At 63.8% G+C, this 20,271-nt stretch carries 20 protein-coding genes and 2 pseudogenes; 3 read left to right on the top strand and 19 right to left on the bottom strand.

Features of this window, described 5'->3' with window-relative positions; all coding sequences use genetic code 11:
- Window positions 1-34: 34 nt before the first annotated feature.
- The 9 genes from BKY27_RS04210 to BKY27_RS04170 form a co-directional block, all read right to left on the bottom strand.
- Window positions 35-1,009, bottom strand: a complete 975-nt coding sequence (locus BKY27_RS04210; protein WP_071673183.1) for a calcium/sodium antiporter — start codon at window positions 1,007-1,009, stop codon at window positions 35-37.
- A 44-nt stretch (window positions 1,010-1,053) separates the two neighbouring features.
- Entirely contained in the window at window positions 1,054-1,503 is a 450-nt protein-coding gene (locus BKY27_RS04205; RefSeq protein WP_071673182.1) for a tellurite resistance TerB family protein, read from the bottom strand.
- Window positions 1,504-1,519: 16 nt separating this feature from the next.
- Complete coding sequence (locus BKY27_RS04200) at window positions 1,520-2,104, bottom strand: TerD family protein (protein WP_071673181.1); 585 nt, start codon at window positions 2,102-2,104, stop codon at window positions 1,520-1,522.
- 70 nt (window positions 2,105-2,174) lie between these two features.
- Entirely contained in the window at window positions 2,175-2,858 is a 684-nt protein-coding gene (locus BKY27_RS04195; protein ID WP_071673180.1) for a molecular chaperone DjiA, read from the bottom strand.
- Window positions 2,855-3,763 carry an HpcH/HpaI aldolase/citrate lyase family protein gene (locus BKY27_RS04190; protein ID WP_199559067.1) on the bottom strand — a complete coding sequence of 303 codons (909 nt, stop codon included), beginning with the start codon at window positions 3,761-3,763 and terminating at the stop codon, window positions 2,855-2,857. Before BKY27_RS04190 ends, BKY27_RS04195 begins: the two co-directional genes overlap by 4 nt.
- A gap of 17 nt (window positions 3,764-3,780) precedes the next feature.
- Window positions 3,781-4,896 carry a cysteine protease StiP domain-containing protein gene (locus BKY27_RS04185; protein ID WP_071673178.1) on the bottom strand — a complete coding sequence of 372 codons (1,116 nt, stop codon included), beginning with the start codon at window positions 4,894-4,896 and terminating at the stop codon, window positions 3,781-3,783.
- The gene (locus BKY27_RS04180; RefSeq protein WP_071673177.1) at window positions 4,893-5,648 is read right to left on the bottom strand and encodes an HAD family hydrolase; all 756 of its coding nucleotides are present in this window, start codon (window positions 5,646-5,648) and stop codon (window positions 4,893-4,895) included. Before BKY27_RS04180 ends, BKY27_RS04185 begins: the two co-directional genes overlap by 4 nt.
- Entirely contained in the window at window positions 5,645-6,832 is a 1,188-nt protein-coding gene (locus BKY27_RS04175; RefSeq protein ID WP_071673176.1) for a phosphoribosyltransferase domain-containing protein, read from the bottom strand. Before BKY27_RS04175 ends, BKY27_RS04180 begins: the two co-directional genes overlap by 4 nt.
- A 4-nt stretch (window positions 6,833-6,836) precedes the next feature.
- The gene (locus tag BKY27_RS04170) at window positions 6,837-7,457 is read right to left on the bottom strand and encodes a DUF1523 family protein (protein ID WP_071673212.1); all 621 of its coding nucleotides are present in this window, start codon (window positions 7,455-7,457) and stop codon (window positions 6,837-6,839) included.
- Window positions 7,458-8,521: 1,064 nt separating this feature from the next.
- Here BKY27_RS04170 and tnpA point away from each other — a divergent pair.
- The 3 genes from tnpA to tnpC all read left to right on the top strand — a co-directional run bounded on the left by tnpA (window position 8,522) and on the right by tnpC (window position 10,922).
- On the top strand, window positions 8,522-8,890 hold the full coding sequence (tnpA, locus tag BKY27_RS20225; protein WP_071673175.1) for an IS66-like element accessory protein TnpA: 369 nt from the start codon (window positions 8,522-8,524) through the stop codon (window positions 8,888-8,890).
- Window positions 8,887-9,234, top strand: a complete 348-nt coding sequence (tnpB, locus tag BKY27_RS04155) for an IS66 family insertion sequence element accessory protein TnpB (RefSeq protein ID WP_071673174.1) — start codon at window positions 8,887-8,889, stop codon at window positions 9,232-9,234. The genes tnpA and tnpB overlap by 4 nt, the downstream gene beginning before the upstream one ends.
- 62 nt (window positions 9,235-9,296) lie before the next feature.
- Window positions 9,297-10,922, top strand: coding sequence for an IS66 family transposase (gene tnpC / locus BKY27_RS04150; RefSeq protein ID WP_071673210.1), 1,626 nt, complete (start codon window positions 9,297-9,299; stop codon window positions 10,920-10,922).
- Between the two features lie 110 nt (window positions 10,923-11,032).
- Here tnpC and BKY27_RS04140 read toward each other — a convergent pair whose 3' ends face one another.
- The 10 genes and pseudogenes from BKY27_RS04140 to BKY27_RS04100 form a co-directional block, all read right to left on the bottom strand.
- Window positions 11,033-11,872, bottom strand: coding sequence for a hypothetical protein (locus tag BKY27_RS04140; RefSeq protein WP_233491771.1), 840 nt, complete (start codon window positions 11,870-11,872; stop codon window positions 11,033-11,035).
- Between the two features lie 192 nt (window positions 11,873-12,064).
- Window positions 12,065-12,214: pseudogene (locus BKY27_RS20635) on the bottom strand (DUF4236 domain-containing protein); the annotation flags it as partial.
- Window positions 12,215-12,245: 31 nt separating this feature from the next.
- The gene (locus tag BKY27_RS04135) at window positions 12,246-13,073 is read right to left on the bottom strand and encodes a hypothetical protein (RefSeq protein ID WP_071673171.1); all 828 of its coding nucleotides are present in this window, start codon (window positions 13,071-13,073) and stop codon (window positions 12,246-12,248) included.
- Window positions 13,074-13,105: 32 nt separating this feature from the next.
- On the bottom strand, window positions 13,106-13,717 hold the full coding sequence (locus BKY27_RS20320) for a vWA domain-containing protein (protein WP_233491773.1): 612 nt from the start codon (window positions 13,715-13,717) through the stop codon (window positions 13,106-13,108).
- A 627-nt stretch (window positions 13,718-14,344) separates the two neighbouring features.
- Window positions 14,345-14,476, bottom strand: a pseudogene (locus BKY27_RS20630) (NINE protein); the annotation flags it as partial.
- Window positions 14,477-14,520: 44 nt separating this feature from the next.
- Window positions 14,521-16,011: a helix-hairpin-helix domain-containing protein gene (locus BKY27_RS04120; protein WP_071673170.1), complete on the bottom strand. Its 1,491-nt coding sequence runs from the start codon at window positions 16,009-16,011 to the stop codon at window positions 14,521-14,523.
- Between the two features lie 10 nt (window positions 16,012-16,021).
- A complete protein-coding gene (locus tag BKY27_RS04115; RefSeq protein ID WP_071673169.1) occupies window positions 16,022-17,884 on the bottom strand; it encodes a PP2C family serine/threonine-protein phosphatase in 1,863 nt (620 codons plus the stop codon).
- On the bottom strand, window positions 17,881-18,954 hold the full coding sequence (locus tag BKY27_RS04110) for a TerY-C metal binding domain-containing protein (protein WP_071673168.1): 1,074 nt from the start codon (window positions 18,952-18,954) through the stop codon (window positions 17,881-17,883). The genes BKY27_RS04115 and BKY27_RS04110 overlap by 4 nt, the downstream gene beginning before the upstream one ends.
- A 10-nt stretch (window positions 18,955-18,964) precedes the next feature.
- On the bottom strand, window positions 18,965-19,600 hold the full coding sequence (locus BKY27_RS04105; protein WP_071673167.1) for a vWA domain-containing protein: 636 nt from the start codon (window positions 19,598-19,600) through the stop codon (window positions 18,965-18,967).
- A gap of 24 nt (window positions 19,601-19,624) precedes the next feature.
- Window positions 19,625-20,260: a vWA domain-containing protein gene (locus tag BKY27_RS04100; RefSeq protein WP_071673166.1), complete on the bottom strand. Its 636-nt coding sequence runs from the start codon at window positions 20,258-20,260 to the stop codon at window positions 19,625-19,627.
- Between the last annotated feature and the right edge of the window lie 11 nt (window positions 20,261-20,271).

Raw genomic sequence — 20,271 nt, 5'->3', positions numbered from 1 at the left:
GTGTTTTCCTTTTTGCCAGTTTTAGATCATTCTTCTAGTTTGATGTGAGGGCTTCGGCGACGCCCCCATATTGCGCGATGTTGAACAGTAAATAACTCACGGCAAGCGCGATCCCGGCGATCCGGCCAATCCGACCTACGAAGAGCAGGAACACCGCGAAGACCGCCGTTACAGCGAGCACGACCGGGAGGTCGAAATATACGAAACTGGGGTCGATAATCAGTGGCTTCACAGCGGCGCTGACCGCCATCACCGAAAGGATATTAAAAATGTTCGACCCGACGATCCCGCCGACGATCATGTCGGACTGCCCCTTCCGGGCTGCTGCGACGCAGGTGGTCAACTCAGGAAGGGAGGTTCCAAAAGCGATCACGGTCATCCCGATAACCGCCTCGGGCACCCCAAGGGCGTAACCCCCGGCGACAGCGCCCTGGACGAGGATCTCGGAGCCGAGCACGAGGACGCCGATCCCCACGGCGACCAGAAGAAAAGGGTTCCCCGGAAGCTCATCGCCGTCCTCCTCCTCGTCTACGTCGATCCGGCTCGCATTATACTGGTACACGACATAGCCAACGATCGCAGCGATCATGGCGAAACCTCCCCAGCGTGGCAGGATCTCGGCCCAAACCGCTACGGCCATCGCGATCGTGGCCACGATCATCACAAAGGTGTCGACCCGCACCGCTTTACGGTCAATGATGACAGGTGCTATCACAGCCGCAACGCCGATGACCATCAGGACGTTTGCGATGTTGGACCCGATCACGTTCCCGACGGAGATACCAGGGAACCCGCTCAGGTTAGCGTTTACTGAGGTGAACAGTTCCGGCGCCGAGGTTCCAAAGGCGACGATCGTCGCCGCGATGAAGAGTTTCGAGAGTCCGGAATTCTCGGCGATCCGCACAGCCGAGTCGATCGTGAGATCCCCTCCCTTCACTAGAAGCCATATCCCGAACCCGATCGCCCCGAGAGCGATCAGGGCAAGTTGGTATTCACTCAGTCCGTTCATACGGCGTTCCTGTTAAGATTAAGGGTCACTTCATAGTGTCGGGTTCAGAGATCAAAATCTGACGGGTTCAGACCGAGTTCTTTGCAGATATCGCGGACCACGGACCGCTCGTTCGGGTCAAAGTCGCCGTCGGAGGCGCCGATCGCGCAGGCGACCCGAACCATCACCCGGGCCTGCTCCTCGTTGCCACGCAAGCGGCCGATCACCTTCAGAGCCTCCGCCTTCCCGATGTCCGCGTCGAAGTCGAAGTTCCCGACCACCTTCTCGAAGAAGGCGATGACGTCGGTCATTGAGAAATGTTTAAGTTCGTCCGAATTCCGGATGAAACCGGCCATCTTCTGCTTCTCCTCCGCGGAGATGGTCCCGTCCGCGGCCGCAACCATCGCACAGGCGGCCACGGTCGCCTCCATGAAGGTGCGGTTCTTGAACTTCGACACCTCGGCTGTGAGGCGCGTGCGCGCCTCGTTACCCTTGTCCTTAAGCCAGTTCAGCATGTCTTTTCCTCCCCGATCAGAGAACAGATTTGGCATCATTTACTAGGTCACTGACCCTGGTCCCGCGCCCAGGTCGGCCGTGCGCGGTCATGGTCCAGCCGTCAGCCCCCTTGGACAGCGACGCCATGATTACGCCGGTATGCGCCCCCTGCTCGCGCAGGGTGAAGGTGCAGATCTCCTGATCCATCGTCTCGTCCACCAGTCGGGCCACCGCGTTGTCAACCTCATTGAAGGTCTGCCCGCGGAAGCTATTCACCGTGAAAACGAGATGCGCCGCGCGCGGGTCGAGTCGGGACAGGTCGACATATATTACCTCGTCATCCCCCTCCCCCTCTCCCGTGAGGTTATCCCCGCCGTGCCGTATCGCGCCATCATTGGATTTCAGCTTGCTGAAGGAGACCGTGTCGATCTCGGACTTATTAGCGTCCAAAATGATAACGCTGGCGTCCAGATCGATCGCACCTCCGCCGCCACCAAAAAGGCTGCCGAGGAAACCGCTCTTCTTCGCCGGGTCCCAGCCCAGCCCCATGAACACCCGGGACAACCCGCTATTGTTCTTTTCGAGGCTGAGAGACTGGCCTTTCGAGAGTGAGATACTCATAGTCTTTTTCCTTTTAACGCTGTTGTAAGTTCAGTAAGGCTTCTCCGATCATTATACAATGCGTCGGGGGTTACATCCTAAGCTCCAATCCGGAGCGCAGCTCGTCATATGCACGGTTGATGTCCCTGAGCCGTGTTTCAGCAATCCGGATCAGTTCAGGAGGCAACCCTTTAGAAATCAGAAGGTCCGGGTGATTTTCGCGCGCTAGACGCTTCCACGAGGCCCTCACGTCATGTGTTGAGGCGTTCGGTGCCAAACCGAGAACCGCATACGGACTCCAGGCCTCAGGAACATGGCGGGCACGAAGCTGTTCGAACTGATCTGCCCCCATCTCGAGAATGCGTGCCACCTCCCGTAGGAACCGGTCCTCTTGCGGATGGTACTCCCCGTCAGCAAGAGCGATATGGAAAAGCCCATCGACGAGATTCATTCGGACTTCGTCAGCGTTATCGTGTCCACGGATAAGGCCCCATATCTGTCGCGCGTAATGCTCATATCCCCCAACGTGCCGGGCACACAGGTCATACACACGAGCCGCGTTGCGCTCCTCCTCCGGCGGGATGTCGATGATCCGCCGGAACATGACCACCTCGCTCACGGATACCCGACCGTCCGCCTTTGCGAGCTTCGCCGCAAGGGCGATGAAGGCTATAGAGAAGTCAACCGATGAGGTAGGGTCCGGCGGACGAAACCAGTTGCCCAGATCGTGACGGATCGCCTGAAGGCGCTTGAGTAGGTGGCTCCAAAAGCTCATCCGGCCGCCGATCTGACCGGGGGGGCAGGTGACCCGAACCGGTCCGCGCGCGCAAGGGTGCGTCGCGCCCAGGAGGCGTGGGTCGCCGGCTCGCACATCACCCCACCGACCTGAAAGACGGCACGCGCGTCACGGTCGAGGATCGCTTCAGCCGCGGCGAGTTCCTCAGGCGGGACCGCGAATGCCCCCTCGATGACCGGGACCTGAACCGGATGGATCGCCGTCTTCGAGACGAAGCCCATTTGGACGTCCCGCTCCACCTCGCGGCGGAGCGTCTCGAGGTCCCCGATGATGTCGAAAACGGGGGCCGCGACGGGGAGTCCGGATGAAGTCAACAGGCCTGTCGCCATGGACAGGAACCAGCCGAGCGGCCCTTCATATGCGGTGACGCCCCGGACCCGGCGCAGCGCCATCGCGCCTAGCAGGTCGTTTCCGCCTAGCCGGACCGCGGCGATCCGGTCCAGACCGGCCCCGAGCAGAAGGTCGCGGAGCTGGATCAGGCGGGACGGCTCAAACAGATCCGGCGTCTCTAGGGTCGGCATCAGGCGAAGGCGGGTGCCGTTGAGGAGGGAGGTCCAGTCCGGGATCGTCTCCGGGCGCGCCTTAGGGATGACGAACCCGTCGACCCGGTCGATCCCCCGGATCGCCCTCAACCGGCAGGCCATGTCATAGGAGCGGGGCCGGACGAATACGTGCGGGCGCGCATCTAGTTCTAGCTCGCGGCCGGCAAGAAGCTCGGTCAGGGTCCGAACGCCCCGCTCCACGTCCGTTTCATGCAGCGCGTCCTCGAGGCACAGTACGATGGAGGAGGCGGGAGCTGGGGCGCGGCCGGACATGATGTCGGGCACCTTCGGATGAATGACCGGCATGTAGAGGGTCGCCCCGAGCCCGTAGGCCGCGAACATGTGTGATGCGACAAGTGTCATGTGGTCTCCCTGATGACGGTGAGGGCCCGGTAGGGTCCGGTCAGGTCCGGGTCCGCAAGAACTGGGACTTGATCGCGCTCGCAGAGGTGAAGGAGGGCGGAAAGGTCCGGATCCCCCTCAGCGGTGCGAACGAGGACCCGGTCCGGACGACGGCGCAGGACCGCCCGCGTCGCCTCCGCGATCCCTGGCTTGATCCGGTTGAGGTTTGTGACCCCGAACCGCTCCACGACCCGCCTGACCGTCGCGTCAGCGGCGGCGCGGAAACGGCCCGCCGCCTCCGTCCTGACGTCCGGACACGGCGCGCGCCCGGCGACCAGCTCACGCAACGCCGCATCAACCCGGTCCACGAAAGCGCGGGACAGGTCGACCTCCGCGAGGTGATCGAGCAGGAGACAGCCGTGATACTCCCCCTCTCCGATCAGGTCCTTACTCAGAATGGAGCGGGAGATGAGCCCTGACACGTTCCCGCCCAAGATACCGGACGGGATCAGCCAGTCCTCGCGCGAGGCGCAGAGGCCCGCCCCGCCGCACGGGTCCGCGATCACCGCGAGAAGTGGGGCCCGGCCGGAGAGCTCGCGCCAAGACCGGTCAAGCTCCGTGGCGATCGCGCCCTTCCCGGTCCACCCGTCCACAAAGATGACCCCGTCCGCCGGCCGCTCCGCGACGACGCGTGCCATTGCGACCCCATCCAGGCCCCTGTCCCGGATGATCGACACCCCGAAATGGGCCACGTCCACGCCGGACCGCTCCAGGTCCCGGCGCAGGACGACCCCGTAGGGGACCCCTGCCCGCACCAGGCTGCACAGGGTGACTCGTTTGTTGAGGCGACCGGTTCTGATCAGATCAAGGACCTGACCAGTCAGGGAGCGGACGTCGCGCGCGAGCCGGGGGACCCCCGGCCCGCAGGCCGCCTCGAAAAGGTCTAGATACCGGGCATCCGGGCGGCGCTCCTCGGAGATCATCTCCGAGTAGTGCGCGGCCCCGGTCTGAATACGACGCTCCTTCTCCTCGACCGGGGTCGGGCGCATCTGGACACGTTTCAGGAGGAACGTCACGTCTTCGGGGGCATAGCTGCCGGAGAAGCCGACGAGGGGGGGCAGCGACCTGTTCATCCATCGCACCCCGGCTGGAGGATCCGGGTCGCGATCTGCGACCGGGACGGGATCATCATGAAGTCGCACAGGCCCATGAACGACAGGTCCGTCAGGCTGTCTCCCAGCCCGATCAGCGGCGCGCCGCCCCGATCCCCGAGCCGCTCGATCAGGTGGAGGCAGGCGTCCCGCTTGGAGATCCCGATCGGAGTGAAGGAGAGGTTGTTCCCGTTCAGGTGCGCCCACATCCCGGACAGGTCAAGCCGTCCGCTGAGCAGATCGCGCGCGGCCGTGATCCCCTCGCGCACCGCCAGCTCCTCAGCGGCGTTCATCTTGACGCAGAAGTAGACGGGCGCCCCCTCCTCCGCGACGACCCAGCTGCGTGCGGCCTCGCCGAACTCCGCCCGGATCAGCGCTGACATCTCCCCGAAGAGCGGGTCGAACCGGCGACCGATCCGGCCCGTGTGGTCACTCCAGTCAGAGTCCGGACGACCTGTCTCGTCCCGGACCACCGCCCCGTTCGCCAGCACCGCCCGACCGGTCCCGAAGTCCAGATGAACCCGAGCGAACGCGTCCGAGCTTCGGGCCGTGACCGGGATCACGTGCCCGGTGGACCGGAGCGCCGCAAACAGCCCCCGCTGCGCGGCGTTCATGTGGCCGTGATGCCCGTTCGTCGCGGTGGTCACGCGGGTGAGCCCGACCGGGTCGGGGTGCTTTACGAGCGATCGGAACAGGGTGTCGTCCAGGTCCGTGAGATAAATGCAGCCGCTCATGTCGTCCCGAACTCCGTTACCTGTGCGGCCCCATCAACGATCAGGCCCCTCCCCAGATGAGACCGGAGCTCTGCGCATACCCCGTTAGCATCCGTTTCCGTCATGATTATGACATGCGCCTCGGGGCGGGACGGCACGTTGTGCAGATACATCGGGACCCCGAGCCCGAAATGATCCGGGAAGGTCACCTTGTGACGGATCACCTCCCCCTGCAGGATGGGCGACCGGGTTGTGGCGACCAGCCGTACCTCCGCCCCCGCCTGTTCAAGCCGCTCGGCTAGGAGCATCGGGCCCCAAACGTGCTCGCCGGTCCCGATCACAAGGACCGGCGCCCCGCGATCCGCGGGCCGGAGCCGGTCCGCAAGCCGGTCGAGCCCGTCCGCCTCCGCCATCCGAATCGCGATTCGTGGCGTGCGCAGGAGCGGGGCCCCGGACCGGTCCGGTCCCCAGACCGGGGCCCGGACGAACCCGGACCAGACCGGCACGTCCGGCGGGACGGCGGCGGCGTCCCGGGCCCACCCCCAGCGGCCCCGCATGAGCGAGAAGGCGTCCACCGGAACCCCCGGCACCGCCTCCGAGACGGCCCGCACCGCCTCGCCTCCGGACCAGTCCGTCAGGGTGACCAGAAGCACCCGTCCTATCGGGAGCCCACCCTCCCTCAGCGCGCCGATCAGCGCCGCGAAGGTGCGCCCGGTCGTTGTCTCGTCATCCACCAGCACAAGGGTTACCGGGGCCCCGCGCAGGAGGCCCGGCTCGGGCCGCATCACGTGGTGCGCGGTCGCGTGGCTGTGCCCTTCAGAAAAGCCGGCCCACGAAAGCCCGTCAACCGGGTGCCGTGTCGTGGACTGGTACCAGGTAGGCTGATCCGCCCGCCTCCGTGATATGCGGCGTGCCACCGCCGCCCCGATCCCGACCGCCGTCTCCGCGTACCCCATCACCAGGACAGGCCCCTCAAGGAGCCGGTCCGGGATCTGGCCCACCACCCCGTCAACCGCAGCGAAGTGATCTCGCGGCCGGACCGGGATGTGACGCCCCAGCACGGTCGAGACGAAGAGGAAGCTCCGTTTCGGGTTGATCCGCTCCGCGACCCGGAAAAGCTCCGAACCGGCGTGGTTGGCGTCGATCGTCAGCGTCAGAACCCCCGTCCCCAGCGTGTACCGGTTCTCCCGGTAATGTGCCCCCATGCGCTCAGGCACCCCGACCCGGATCGTCCGGGCGGTTCGAGGTCGGCTGGTCCCGCAGGAGCCAGTCCTCATGTCCGGCATCGCTGACCGGCGGCACGGTCCGGCTCGCGGCCTCCCGCGCGCGCTCCTCCGAGCGACGGGCCAGCGCGGCCTCGACCCGGGCCCGGGCCCGCTTGACGGTACGCCACGCGAAAAAGCCGCCCGTCAGAAGCGTAAGGATCACCGCCATGTTGAACAGGGGGATGTGCCGGTATCCCAGCTCGACCGGCCATGCGGAGATAGCGTTCGGGAACATCGACAAGACCGGGATCCGCCACCCGTAGTGCCGGATCGCAACCGCCTCCACCGCCTCATCCCGAGACAGACCGGTCGCGCGTGCTTGAAGATTGGCGGAGTCGAACTTCAGATAAAACCATGCATCATCGTTTCGGAAAACTCGAACTGCACCCCCATCAATCAGCTGTGCCTGGATCATGTAGACGTCACGCGTGCGCTGATCTGTGTCCTCCCGCTTGACCTCGACGCCCAACACCTGCACGGTGGAGACGCGAGGCAGCGCGTAGTGCAGTCCGAGACCGGCTACAAATGTGAGTAACGCGATCAGGGCGATCGTGACTTTTCTCATGGAGGCTCCGAGCATGCTTATTCATGGGTAGTACGGGTTGAGCAATAACAGGGCTATTGTTACATGTAGAGACATCTTTGAAAAAAAAAATTCTGGCATTTACTGGGTACTCGCGGCTGAACTTCACCCAGTTTTATCAGCACGGGAACGAAACCACGATCGGATATTCGAAATTATTCCTCATCGCCCACACAATGCACTAAGCCTGCCGATGTTGTCTTCTGATGAGCCCATCGACATCTCTGTTTTAATCTTGACTAAGTCTCGCATCATGAGGCGGTTGGTTTTTGCATTGTTTTTTGGGTCAGTGGGTTGGGTCATTGATCCGCCTAAAGTCCAAGCTGAGGTTCCTGTCGTACCAAGAGGTCAAATTTTTGAGTGCACACCCACTCATGTATGGGATGGAGATGGGCCTATATGGTGCGCTGAAGGACCAAGACTGCGGCTGGCGGGCATTGCGGCCCGGGAAATTGATGAGACCTGCTCACGGGGTCATCCGTGTCCTCAAGCGACTGGTCAGGAAGCACTAGCAGCTTTGGTTTCATTATTAGGCGTCCCGACCGGAACGGGCAGGCACGGCCACACATTGGTTCACGGACCAACGATTACATGCCGGTCAGATGGATCTGCTGGCGGAAACCGTACCGCTGCGTGGTGCATTTCTCCTCGTACAGGGGATATCAACTGTTTGATGGTTGTTGGTGGTTGGGCACTACGCTGGGATCGATACTGGAACGACCATATTTGCTAGCCGGCGAATATCCTCAGAAGGGGCGGATCGGCCGGAAAATCCCTGTCCGCGTCAAATCTCGGCGCAGGTCGAAGCCTGACAGAGCATCTGACGGGTCGATCACGTCCAGGCGCGAAAAGTTGATCCGATTCCAGCCGGACCGGTCAATCCCAACCGAATAAAGGTACTCGTCCTCGACCTCGCCTGTCGTCCGGCTCTGTCGCTGGCTAAAACGTAACCGCCCGATTGTGACCGCCTGCCGCAGGGGGGGCTGATAGCCTAAGAGACGTGCATAGCGACGTCGTTAATGACGTCTCTTATTCGCGGAGGGGTCATGCGGGGCGAAATTCTGGGGGTCGAGCGGCGCCGTTATTGGGGTGCCGACGAGAAGCTGGCGATCGTGAGCGCGGTCGGTGTTGGCGGCGCGACGGTGACGCAGGTCGCGCAACGCCACGAGGTGACCCGACAGCAGATTTATGCGTGGCGTCACGAGCTGAAGCGTAAAGGCCTCTGGTCACCGGATGCTGGAGCGCTGTTTCTACCAGTTGACGCGCCATCCATTCCGGATCTGCCCGCAGTGACCAATCCTGCGCCTTCTGTCTGGATCGAGCTTCGTCTGGCGAAGGGGCGCATGCTGCGGTTCGAGAGCGATATTGCCGAGGCAGCGCTGACACGACTGATCCGCGCGGTGGATGGCGCATGATCGGGCCGGGCACCGGTGTTCGGGTCTATCTGGCTTGTGGCGCAACGGATATGCGCAAAGGGATTGCAGGTCTGGCAGCGCTTGCCCAGGATGTGTTGCGTCAGAAGCCGACGGGCGGCGCGGTGTTTGCGTTTCGGGGGCGCAAGGGTGACCGGTTGAAGCTTCTCTATTGGGATGGCCAAGGGTTCTGCCTCTATTACAAGGTGCTCCAGCGCGGGCGCTTTCCCTGGCCGAATACGACTTCCGGGGCCGCGCGTCTCACCTCGGCGCAATTGGCGATGCTGTGGGAAGGAATTGACTGGCGCAGGCCGGATTGGGGCGCGCCACCGGCGCGGGTTGGGTAATTTATCTATCTGAAATGGCTTGTTTTTATGGTGTTTCCTGAGCCGCTATGGTAGTCAGCGGCATGTCGAGTGATGCCGTAATCCTGCCCGAAGACCCCGCGCTTTTGAAGGCGATGATTGCTGCCTTGCAGGCGGAGAATGCGCGGATGTCGGCGACAATCCGGGCTCATGACCAGCTGATCCAGACCCTGCGGTTGCGCATCGCAAAACTGAAGAAGCAGGCTTTCGGCAAATCCTCGGAGAAAGTCGAGCGCGAGATCGAACAGCTCGAACTGGCGCTGGAAGACCTGCTGATCGCAGCCGCTGAAAGTTCCACTGCCTCCGCAGGCGATGGTGCCGCAGATGATGCGCCTGCAGATGCCAGCAAAGATACCGCTGAGCACAAGCCCCGCCGTCGTCCCCGCGTGTCAGATGCCACGCCGCGCGAGCGTCGCGAGCTTGACCCCGGCACCTGCTGCCCGGATTGCGGTGGCGACCTGCGTCTTGTGGGCGAGGATCTCAGCGAGATGCTCGACCTGGTCGCGGCTCAGCTCAAGGTCCTGCAGATCGCGCGGTTGAAGAAGTCCTGCCGTCGTTGCGAGAAGATGGTGCAGGAACCAGCACCCAGCAGACCCATCCCCGGCAGCATGGCGAGTGCTGCTCTGCTGGCCTACATTCTGGTCTCGAAATACGATGACCACCTTCCTTTGTATCGCCTGGCTGAAATCTTCGCCCGCATGGGCGCGGATATTCCTGACAGCACGCTGGTGGACTGGTGCGGACGCGCGATGAAGAACCTGGCCCCGCTGATCGAGCGGATCGAAGCCGATGTCATGGCCAGTGACCTGCTTCATGCCGACGACACCCCGATCCGCGTTCTGGACAAATCCTTGCGCGACAGGGGGCTGGGAAAGGGCGTGAAGAAGGGCCGGATCTGGGCCTATATCCGGGATCAGCGGCCTTGGGCGGGGGCCTCGCCCCCTGGCGCGGTCTACACCTTCGCGCCGGATTGGAAGGAAGAACACGTCCATCGCCATTTGGCCAATACACGCGGCATCCTGCAGGCGGATGGGTATAAAGGGTATGCCAAACTCTACGTTCCTGACCCTGGCGGAACGCCCCGCCTGCGCGAAGCGGCATGCTGGGCGCATCTGCGCCGCGACTTCCATGATGAATGGAGCAAGACTAAATCCACCATCGCCCGCGAGGCGCTGGACCATATCGGCGCGCTCTATGACATCGAGCGTGAAATCACGGGTCAGCCTGCTGATATCCGACTTGCAGCCCGTCAGAAGCACAGCGCCCCAAAAGTTGGCGCCTTCTTCGCATGGGCGGAAAGCCAACTTGCGCTGATCCCTGGCAAGGGTGATCTGGCCAAGGCCTTCCGCTATGGCCTCAGCCGACGCGCCGCGTTCAGCCTGTTCCTCGAGGACGGTCGGGTAGCCATTGATAACAATCCGGCTGAACGGGCACTCAGACCGATTGGAATCGGAAGAAAGAATTGGTTATTCGCCGGGGCAGACACTGGCGCCGAGACCCTCGCGCGGGCAATGACAGTGATCGAAACGGCAAAGATGAACGGCCTTGATCCACAGGCCTACTTGGCTGACATCTTGGCGCGCATACACGATCACAAGATCAATCGCCTCGACGAACTGCTCCCGTGGAATTGGTCGCCGCTCGCTGTCCCAAACGCAGAGGCAGCGTGATGGCTGCCATCACCCACATCTACGCCCTCGAATACGCCGCCAAGATGATGGACGAAGACCTGGAGCTTCTCGAGGCCATCGTCTGGAATGACGACAACTTGACCTACGGATCAATCATCAGCGTCTATACCGGTCCGGACGAGACCATCACAGCACTGACCGACGACGGCATCGAGGAACTGACCAACATGCTCCGAGATGCCCGTATTACCACCAAAACCTGGCACGAATTCCTCGATACCTTTGTCGATGACAAAAAACTCGTCACGCGCATCAAGGCTCAACCACCGCGGTAACAACCGGTCGGTTACGCTAAAACCGCTGATGAGGACGTTCCGCAGACTAGGCATAGCGGCGAACGCCTCGCCGGCGATACGGAACGCTATCGAGTGGACATGCGTGACGTAGTCGAGACGCCGCTCCGTTGCCCCCTTAGGCCGCATCTCGACCCGCATCTCGCGTTTCAAGACTCGTGCGGTGTCGGCGGGCATGTCTTCCAACTCAGGGAGATCCACATCCACCCGAAGATCCGTTCCGGTGGTCTGATAGGAAATCAGCGTTTCTCGGGGCCAGCTGATCCCGCCAAGGCGATCTTCTAGAAGTTCCTGAGCAGCAATCGCGTCCCCGTCCCGCCAACGTTCATGACGTTTCCTTGCGGCTTCCTGATCAGTGCCGTGATTTTCCTCGGCCGCGCGCCACTGCGAGATCGCCACGCGGTAGGACGCGAGCTCTTCCTGATAACGGGCATCAGCCCGCTCCCGGCCCCCGAACCAGGAACTGATAAGGCTCACCTCCTCAGGATCCGGCTTTTCCGGACGCGGAAGTTCGAACGGTGCCGGGACGAACGCGTCGTTAAATGACATGGGCGTCGGCGTTTGCAGGTGAGGCCTGATCAACCGGTCAGACCATTCGTTGAGCTCCGTCGCGCGTCTCTCAAGCAGGTCAATCAAGTCAGGTCGGTTCCTCTTAAGCGCCGCTGCGTGCTCATCTTCCGGGAATGGAAGCCCGTCTGGCCCGGTCAGGAGGAGCCGACCGTCGTCACTTATCGACGCGGTGACAGGTACGGGCTGGACGGTATTTTCCGCACCATCAGGTGGGGATGAGATATTGGGGCGACCGTCGAGACGCGTTCGATAGGACAGGCCGGTCCCCGGCATCCCGACGTTCCCGTAGACCCCGTTTCGGCCGATGGTGATGCTGGCCCCCCTCGGCCCAGCCGAGAGGCTTGCACCACGTGCCCCTAGGTTAAGCCTGAGCCCCGGTGCCAAACTGATTGTTCTTCGAAACCGCATACCCATCAGTCAGCTCCTTTCCGTAACAGGCCTAGCCTGCCTTCGCCCTCACCACGATCCGGGCGTTCGATAGGTCGAAAGCCTCGTTCACCGAGAGCGGTCGCGTCCGCTCTTGCATCAGATCATGCAGCGTGACCCGGCCGCCGGACAAGGAGACTTTCGCGAAATGCGCCTTCGCCCCTGGCATTTCGGAGAGGCGGACGTCAGAATCCCCGGAACAGCCGAAAAGGACCGGCTTCTCCCCGAGCGTGACCGTAAGGGTGCGCTCCTTCTCGAGCGAGACCCCGCGGGGCTTGATCGTCACCTCGAGCCAGGCACTGCGGAAGGCGGACTCGGCGAGCGCGATCGCGAGCCCGATCGCCGCGCCCGTGGTGGCGACCCCCATAGCCAGCGATGCGATCAGATACATGAGAGCACAGCCCAAAAAGCCGCCAACCGCGCCGGCAGCGCTCGCAGTTTTCGGCTTGAGGTTGGGGACGACGCGGGAGACTGCGAACCCCACTACCAGACCGCCGAGCGTCCAGCCGAGGAACCGCCCAGAATCAGCGCCCCCTCCGAAAAGTCCGGCTATCGGAAACCCGCCATAAAGGGCGATTAGACCACCCACGGCGCCGCCCGCTCCGCCTATGATTGCGGTTCGTGAGAGACCACGCAGATCGAAAGTCTTCCCGGTGTAGCGGGCTTGGGCGAGCGCAAGGCAGGCTGCTATGAATAGTCCGTCAAAACCAGTCCCGATGACCCAAGAGGTAAAGGCGCTTTCGAGCCTGGTCATCTCATATGCGAACGCGCTCAAAAGGCCGCCGATCCCGCCGAAACCGGCGAAATACGCCCGCTTGTCCGAGAAAATCCTTTTCATCATCCCTGTCGTCCTTCTTGTTGCTGGTGCGCCCGTCACAGGTCGAGCCGGATCTCTCTCGGCGGTACCGGCAGGGGTGCTCCTGGGGCCTGACGTCCCACGGTGGCAATCGAGCTGCTCACCCACCGAAACAGGCTCGAGAAGCCAGCGCTGTCCATCGTGTCGAGGGCTACGACGTGGTCACACAGGAGGCCGATATCCTCCCCCGTCCCGTTCGGACCGGTCAGGCAGCCGATGATCTGCGAGAACCCCAGCGTCCGCAGGTGTCGGGTCTGCGCCACGAACAGATGCGGATCGGCGACCCGACCCCTCGTCATCAGAATCAGGGACGGGGACCAGTCCCCCTTCCGGTCCGCCGTTCCGCGCCGCAGCTCACCGGGCACCCGCCCTGCGAGCGTCTCGAGCGCGAGCCCGAGATGGGGGGGGCCGGATCGAGGGACCGTTATTTCCGGCACCTGGATCATGTCGATCGGGGTCAGGGGGACGATCTCCGTGACCTCCCTCGCGTATCCCAGCACGCTCATGTGGGCCGTCTCGAGCGCGTAAGGGTCCTGGCGCAGGGCGCCAAGGAGGACCCGGACGGCGTTATTGACCGACGCGATCGGCTCGCCGCGCATTGAGGCGGACCGGTCAATGAGAAGATACACCGGGAGCCGCCGCTCGGACTGGGGGCGAGGGGGCGGCTTCGGGGTCGGCTTCACGAGGTTGATCCCGGCCGGGGGGCTCACCGGGGCTGGTGGAGGCGAAGGGGGTGGGGCGACCGGCGGGTCAAGCCTGATGACCCCGGGGGCGGACGGGGGCGTGACCCTGGGGGCCGGAGGCCGCGAGGTAAGGGCGTGCGCGGGCGGGGCCGGATTGGGGGCGGCCCCCTTCGACTTGACCCGCGCTTTCCCCGATGGCCGGGTGATAGAAATCCGGGACGGCGGCGCAAGAGCAGGAGCTGACGCCGGGCTTGGAGCCGGCGCCGTCACCGGGGCGGGGCTTGGGACCGGCGCATCAGACCGGAGCGCGCGGCGCTCCTTGTCCCGGACCCGCCCGCTGAGGACCAGCCACAGGTCGATGAGCCAGAGGACCCCGTAACCGCCGAACGTGAACAGCATCAGCAGCCCGTACCAGATCTGGCCGAGCCGCATCCCATCCGCGTCCGTGAGCTCACCGCTCAGGATCCGGATCACGTCGAGTGCCCACCATAGCATGACGACCAGGACCCCTATCGCCGGAACGGACCCCATCTGTCCGCTGCCGGACCAGAGCGGGGAGAAGAGCGCCGCAAGCATTATCAGACACATGGCAAGCCCGGAGCGGTACCGGCCAAGGTAGAACCGATGCGCCCCGAACAGGCCGACCAGGCTGAGCAGGAACGCGGCCCATCTGGCACGACCGGAGCCGTTCCCCGGGGCGCTCATGTGTGCTCACGCGTCTGGGACGCACCCTGCCGCATCTCTGTGTCTCACCCGTTCACCAGCTGAACGTGAATGAGCCGGCCCCCGTCCTCACGAGACAGGAGCACCTGTGCCCCGTCGGTCAGCTTGACGTTCCCACCGACCGGAACGTCAAGCTTCGCGATGACGTCATGCATCTGCGGCATCCCCTCATTCACGAGGAACCACTCCCCCTGATGCCGCTGGAAATACCCGACCCGCTTGCGCTGATCCGGGGTGAGGTGCTCGTTCGGGAACACTTTGCGGTTCACGTGCCAGGGGAACAGGGACTGCCCGTCCCACACCATGACCCGGTGGTTATCCGCCTGGTAGGCTCCGGCGTGCCGGCTCGAGTAGAGGTTCAGGACTGGCAGCGCCCCCTGATAGGGGGTTCCGCAGCAGGGGCAGCGCGGGGCGGTCGTGTTGTCGAAAACGTACCAGCCCATCTCGCACTTCGCCGAACAGGGCTGGATAAGGTCCATGGTCCGGACCAGCGCGTTCTCCCACTCTGACGGGGTCGGCCGGTCCTGGGGGGAGTGCAGCCCGTCCACGAACGCCTTCCGGAACAACTCGGCGAGGAGGGGCCCGGCGATCGTGTAGGGGATCCGGGCCGGATCCCCCCAAGGGAGCTGGAACTTACCCAGATGGTCCGGACGGACCCGATTGCTCGCGTCCGTCGGATGCTCGACGAAGAGGGCCTTGGCCCCCATCGAGAGCTCCTCGTCCTTCGTCGCGTCCGGATCGTGCACCTTCCCGCCCCGGAGCGGGTGACGATAGAACAGGTACATGTAGATGAGGACCGCGAGCGCGTGCCGGTCGGTGAGCGCGGACGGGAGCTTCCGGCTCGGGTCCGTCTTGCTCAGGTGCTGGGTCGCGATCACCTCGGGCGCGATGAAGTCCGGGGTGCCGACCACGTCCGGCGGGAACTTCCCCGGGACGACCAGCCCATCGATGTCGATGATGCAGGCCTTGCCGGTTGAGGGGTCGACAAGGACGTTCTTGTAGGACAGGTCGGAGTGGGCGAGCCCGGCTGCGTGCAGGCGCCGGACCGCCCGGCTGATCATCAGACAGATCTGAAGATGGGAGAGCCAGGTCCCCTTTTCCTCCGAGGCCAGGAACTTCGCCCGGTTCGACGCGCTCGCGAACCACTTCCCCTCCTTCTCCTTCCCCTTGATCCCGAGCATGTCGTTGCTGACGGACCCGTGTGAGAAGAAGAAGTGGGGCCGGTAGACGGGGGCCACGACCCCGAACCGGCCGTCCTTCTCGACGATCCCAGTCGGCCAGCAGAACAGGTCTCGCCAGTAGTCCCCCCCCTTCTGGCTGTAGATCCCGTCCCGGTAAGCGCCAACGATCGACTTGAGCCGCTCCTTCCCCTGGAAGTCGAGCTGGTCCCGGAAGAAGGCGACTACGTAGGACCGGTCCGGGCTGAAGTAGACGTCCTTCATCCCGCCCTGACCGATGATCTCATCGCGGTACTCGACGGGCTGCCCGTCCGTGGTGGTGAGTTTGACGATCGTCAACCGATCCTCCTCATGGCAACATGATCGCAATGGTGCGATCGTCGTGATTTCCGGGGGACCAGAAGTCGAGCCAGGCCAGCAGCTCCCGCTCAATGGCCGAGTTGTCTCGGTCCAGCAGGACCGACTGTGACAGGTCCGTCTCCCAGAAGCTGCACCACACGTCAGCGCTCGCGAAGGCGCTGTCGGTCGGGAATTTCGGGTCCGTGATCCCGTCCGTCATGGCGAGGACCGCCGTGAAACCGTCCCGGACGTCGAAGAAGAGCCGCTTGGCCACCTCCTCATAGCCTGCGGCGAATTCGGACTTCTGAAGAAATCGGGTCTGACCGGCGAACTCACCGCTGTCGGCAAGGGTGAGCGTCTTCACCGTCCGCGAGGGGAGGTCGAAGATCGCTGCCCCGCCGTCCCCGATCGAGAACCCAGCGATGAACCAGCCGTGCGGCCCCTTGCGGGCAACGCTCAGCACAAGTGTAGTGGAGAAGGCGCCTGCGCGCTCGTCAACCCGTGTTGCCTCCTCCCCAATCGCCTTCGCCGCGTTGAAGGCGGCGGTCGCAAGGGACAGGTAGAGCTGGGTACTGATCCGGTCCTCAGCCCCCTCAACCCCTTTAAGGTATTCGGCGACCAGCCCGTCAATCTGGCCGGTGAGGTGCTCTTCAAGAAGAGGCGGCAGGTCCCGGACGATCGTCCGGACCGCGATCTGGGACCCGCGCCGGGAGTACTTCGCCGACCCGGCCCCGTCCGCCACCACCGCGATGTTCCAGCCGCCCGGGCCGCCGGTCCAAAGGGCGAAATCGTCATCCCGGAACAGCCCCTCCTGGGCGTGCGAGCGCCCCCGCTTGCTCGCGGCCACGCAGAGCAGATCTCCCCGGTTGACGCCGCTGTCCTCGTCCTCCTTGGCGAAGGGGGCCGTGGGGTCGTGGGGTTTGGAGATCCAGAGCGAACGCGGGTCTGGGATCACCGCCAGGTTGGCGACCACGTTGCAGCGGCGGCCCGACAAGAGCCCCTGAATCCGGACGATGAAGTCCCCGCTCGCACCCGGTTGGCCGCTCAGCGTCCCCGTCTCCTCATCAAGGGCCAGACCAGTCCCCCCGTCATCCAGAAGGCGCATCCCCTTGAGCCCCGGAACGTCGATCTGTCCGAGATAGGGCTCGCTCATGCGGGCGTTCTTGAGGTAGACGGTCTTATTCACGATCTCCAACGGCGTCACGGCGGCATCCCCCTGCGTTGCGGCCCGCGTCGGCATCGTTGGGACGCCGCCGGGCTGTGGAACCTCTACGAGCTTCTCTACAACGGCCGGGTTTACAGATTGTTGAGCATCTCGGGCCGGATCCGAACCCGTCTGGGCCTCAGGGGTAGGCTCTTGATCCAGCGGCATGATGCCTGCGGCCGCGGCCGCGCCCTCAGTCACCGCTTCCGCCTCATACGGTTCACGCTTCTCTACCGGCTCATCTTCCGAAGCCGGGTCCGACGTCAACCCGTCCGGCTCCGGGTCGATCTGGGCGATCACTTCTGCGGCGCTTGATGGCTCGGTGAGGACATGCTCCTCGGCAATGGAACTCAGCTGTTCAGCCGGTCTTGGCTTCAGCTCGGCCCTTTCCGGAGCTTCAGGCGCCCGAAAAGCCCCATCTTCAGACGGATCCCCCGCCGGTCCCGTTGGGGGCGTTGCGTCCGGGATCAGGGTGTCGGTATCGAGCGTCGATTCTTCCGCAGGCATTTTAACCCCTGAGGATACGTGTTCCAAGGCCGCCAGCAGGAGCCGCTGCTCCGTAGAGAGACCGGTTATCCCCGCGTACCCGTCCTCAATCGGGCTCACCCCCTCAGCCCGGAGCGCCTCGAAGAGCACCCCCATGGCCGCCTCAACGCTAGATCCGCTCATCCGCGCCCCCGTCCTATGTTAAACCCGTCCCCGGAGGCCGCGGAACCGTAATGGCCCGTATGCCCGCACCAGGGGCAGGTGCGCTCCCCCTCCCCCTCAATACAGTGGATTCCGCCGCAGCGACATACCGCCATCCCGAACCGGGCCAGACAATGCGGGCAGACCGGCTGACCGATCAGCTGGTCCGAGCTGACCGAGTGCGCGGCTCCCCCCTCCTCGGTCAGGTCGAAATAGCTGTTCTTGACAGGAACTGCCGTGTTCAGCACGTAGCTCCTCGTCTCTAGGAGCTTCGCGAGCGCCGGGTCCCGCGTCTCGAACCGGCCGAGATGGCGCTCAAACTTGACCACATAGGGGAGCCGCGTTTTCGCGCAGCGGCCCAGAAAGACCGCGAACCGATCATCGACCCCGGAGAACGGGGTGAGGGCGCCTGCGCGCTCAACCGGGGCAAGAAGGCCCTCCTCCGGCTTGGCAAGGCTGACCTTCCCGTCCTGGCCCGCGCTCACGCTCCGGCTCTGGGACTGGATTGACATGGATATCCACCGGATAAACCGGGCGAAGGCGTCCGGGGCGGTATCGTCGAACACGATCACCTCCTCGGTGAGCCGTTTCAGAACCGCATGATCCGCACCGCCGCCGATGGACACGGCGACGAGGCTGACACGGGACCGGTAGGACCGGTTCCAGCGGTCGATCGGACGGCTTACGTCATCCGTCGGCGCCCCGTCGGTCAGCAGGAAGACGATGGGACGCCAGTCCCCTTTCCGGTCGGGCCGACTTGTTAAGACTGTCCGGTCAATCTCGCTCATCAGGTGATCGAGGGCCGCGCCGAGCGCGGTCCCACCCCCGACCGGGAGCTCCGGCGGGTGGAACGCGAACAGCTCCGTGAGCGGGATGATCGTTCGCGCCTTCCCGGCAAAAACGATGACGGAGAGGTGGGCCGTCTCGAGGGCGTAGGGGTCCTTTCGAAGGGTGGAGACCACCGCACCGATCCCCTCCTCAAGCTTGTAAAGGGTCTCCCCGACCATAGATTCGGAGACGTCAACCATTAGGAAGATCGGGAGTCGGCGCATCAGACCCCCCTCAGAGCACGATCTGGATCTCTGGCGGCGGCGGCGGCAGGCTAACCGTCGAGGTGGCCCCCATCGACCGGTTCCCGCCGGAGATCGCCGCGGTGACCCACTTGAAGAGGCTGGTGAAGCCGACGCTGTCCATCGTGTCCAGCGCGACGACGTGGTCGCAAAGCGGGGTGAGGTCCTCCCTGCGGGCCTTCGGGCCCGCGACGCAGCCGATGATGTTGGCGAAACCGAGAGCACGCACTTTCGGGCTCTGCTGCTCAAACATCTGCAAGTCGGACGGCTTCCCGTCCGTCATGACGAACAGATATGGTGCCCAGTCACCCTTCTGCTCCGCCGTGGACCGGAGAACCTCGCGCCGGACCTGTGAGCAGAGCGTCTCAAGGGCCAGCCCGAGATGGGTCGGGCCGGACTGCGGGGTCGTGATATGCGGCAGCTGCAGCTCATCCAGCGCGGTGAGCGGGGTCAGCACCCTCGCATCCGCGTCGAAGGTGATGATGCTCACATGCACCGTCTCCAGCGCATGCGGGTCCTGCCGAAGCGCGCTCACCATGACCCGGATCCCTGTGTTCACGGCCTCGATCGGTTCGCCACGCATCGACCCGGAGGTGTCAAGCAGCAGATATACGGGGAGTCTTCTCACGCGACGCCTTTCGCTTCTTCCGGATCAGACCAGGGTGATCTGCGGGGGCGGTGGGGGGAGCTCGCTGATCTGGGTGGACTCCGACTTCGCTAGGTCGATCTTCTTCGAGCTGGTCGAGATGGAGGCGGAGACCCATTTGAAGAAGGCGCTGATCGTCGAGCTGTCAGCGGTGTCGAGGGAGACGACCACCTCGGTGATCTGCTTGAGGATCGAGGTGTCGACATCATGGCCCGCCGCGCAGGCGATCACCATTCCGGGCTTGATCTTGCGGAACTCCGTAAGCCCCTTCTGCCAGTCGTCCGTTGGCTGCCCGTCCGTCATCAGGAAGACGAGCGGTTTCCAGTCCCCCTTGCTGTCCGTCGTCGTCTTGCGGACCTCCCGTTCTATACACTCCTTGGTCACCCGGAGCGCGTCCCCGAGCGACGTGGTTGAGCCGGCCTCCACATGGGGCGGCTGGAACGCCATCAGCTCTGTCAAGGGCACCACCTGACGCGCGGTGTCATCAAACACGATCACGGAAAGGTAGGCGGTCTCGAGCGCGTACGGGTCGGTGCGCAGGGTGCTGACCAGCATCTGCATGCCGTTGCGGACCGCCTCGATCTTTTCTCCATGCATGGAGCCAGAGACGTCGAGGACAAGATAGACGGGAAGACGGCGCATCTTGAGTTCTC

Origin of the sequence: Nioella nitratireducens, from assembly GCF_001879715.1 — a bacterium.
In the GTDB taxonomy this organism is placed as follows: domain Bacteria; phylum Pseudomonadota; class Alphaproteobacteria; order Rhodobacterales; family Rhodobacteraceae; genus Nioella; species Nioella nitratireducens.
The sequence above is the reverse complement of the archived record's forward strand: the minus strand, read 5'-3'. Positions and strand labels throughout refer to the sequence as shown.

Excerpts from the sequence above, each read along its gene's own strand:
- tnpC (WP_071673210.1), top strand. The coding sequence starts at position 9,297 with ATGTCGAGTGATGCCGTAATCCTGCCCGAAGACCCCGCGCTTTTGAAG.
- BKY27_RS04190 (WP_199559067.1), bottom strand. The coding sequence starts at position 3,763 with ATGTTCGCGGCCTACGGGCTCGGGGCGACCCTCTACATGCCGGTCATT.
- BKY27_RS04180 (WP_071673177.1), bottom strand. The coding sequence starts at position 5,648 with ATGAGCGGCTGCATTTATCTCACGGACCTGGACGACACCCTGTTCCGA.
- BKY27_RS04135 (WP_071673171.1), bottom strand. The coding sequence starts at position 13,073 with ATGATGAAAAGGATTTTCTCGGACAAGCGGGCGTATTTCGCCGGTTTC.
- BKY27_RS04210 (WP_071673183.1), bottom strand. The coding sequence starts at position 1,009 with ATGAACGGACTGAGTGAATACCAACTTGCCCTGATCGCTCTCGGGGCG.
- tnpA (WP_071673175.1), top strand. The coding sequence starts at position 8,522 with ATGCGGGGCGAAATTCTGGGGGTCGAGCGGCGCCGTTATTGGGGTGCC.
- BKY27_RS04170 (WP_071673212.1), bottom strand. The coding sequence starts at position 7,457 with ATGAGAAAAGTCACGATCGCCCTGATCGCGTTACTCACATTTGTAGCC.
- BKY27_RS04195 (WP_071673180.1), bottom strand. The coding sequence starts at position 2,858 with ATGAGCTTTTGGAGCCACCTACTCAAGCGCCTTCAGGCGATCCGTCAC.
- BKY27_RS04200 (WP_071673181.1), bottom strand. The coding sequence starts at position 2,104 with ATGAGTATCTCACTCTCGAAAGGCCAGTCTCTCAGCCTCGAAAAGAAC.
- BKY27_RS04185 (WP_071673178.1), bottom strand. The coding sequence starts at position 4,896 with ATGAACAGGTCGCTGCCCCCCCTCGTCGGCTTCTCCGGCAGCTATGCC.
- BKY27_RS04110 (WP_071673168.1), bottom strand. The coding sequence starts at position 18,954 with ATGCGCCGACTCCCGATCTTCCTAATGGTTGACGTCTCCGAATCTATG.
- tnpB (WP_071673174.1), top strand. The coding sequence starts at position 8,887 with ATGATCGGGCCGGGCACCGGTGTTCGGGTCTATCTGGCTTGTGGCGCA.
- BKY27_RS04175 (WP_071673176.1), bottom strand. The coding sequence starts at position 6,832 with ATGGGGGCACATTACCGGGAGAACCGGTACACGCTGGGGACGGGGGTT.
- BKY27_RS04115 (WP_071673169.1), bottom strand. The coding sequence starts at position 17,884 with ATGAGCGGATCTAGCGTTGAGGCGGCCATGGGGGTGCTCTTCGAGGCG.
- BKY27_RS04100 (WP_071673166.1), bottom strand. The coding sequence starts at position 20,260 with ATGCGCCGTCTTCCCGTCTATCTTGTCCTCGACGTCTCTGGCTCCATG.
- BKY27_RS04205 (WP_071673182.1), bottom strand. The coding sequence starts at position 1,503 with ATGCTGAACTGGCTTAAGGACAAGGGTAACGAGGCGCGCACGCGCCTC.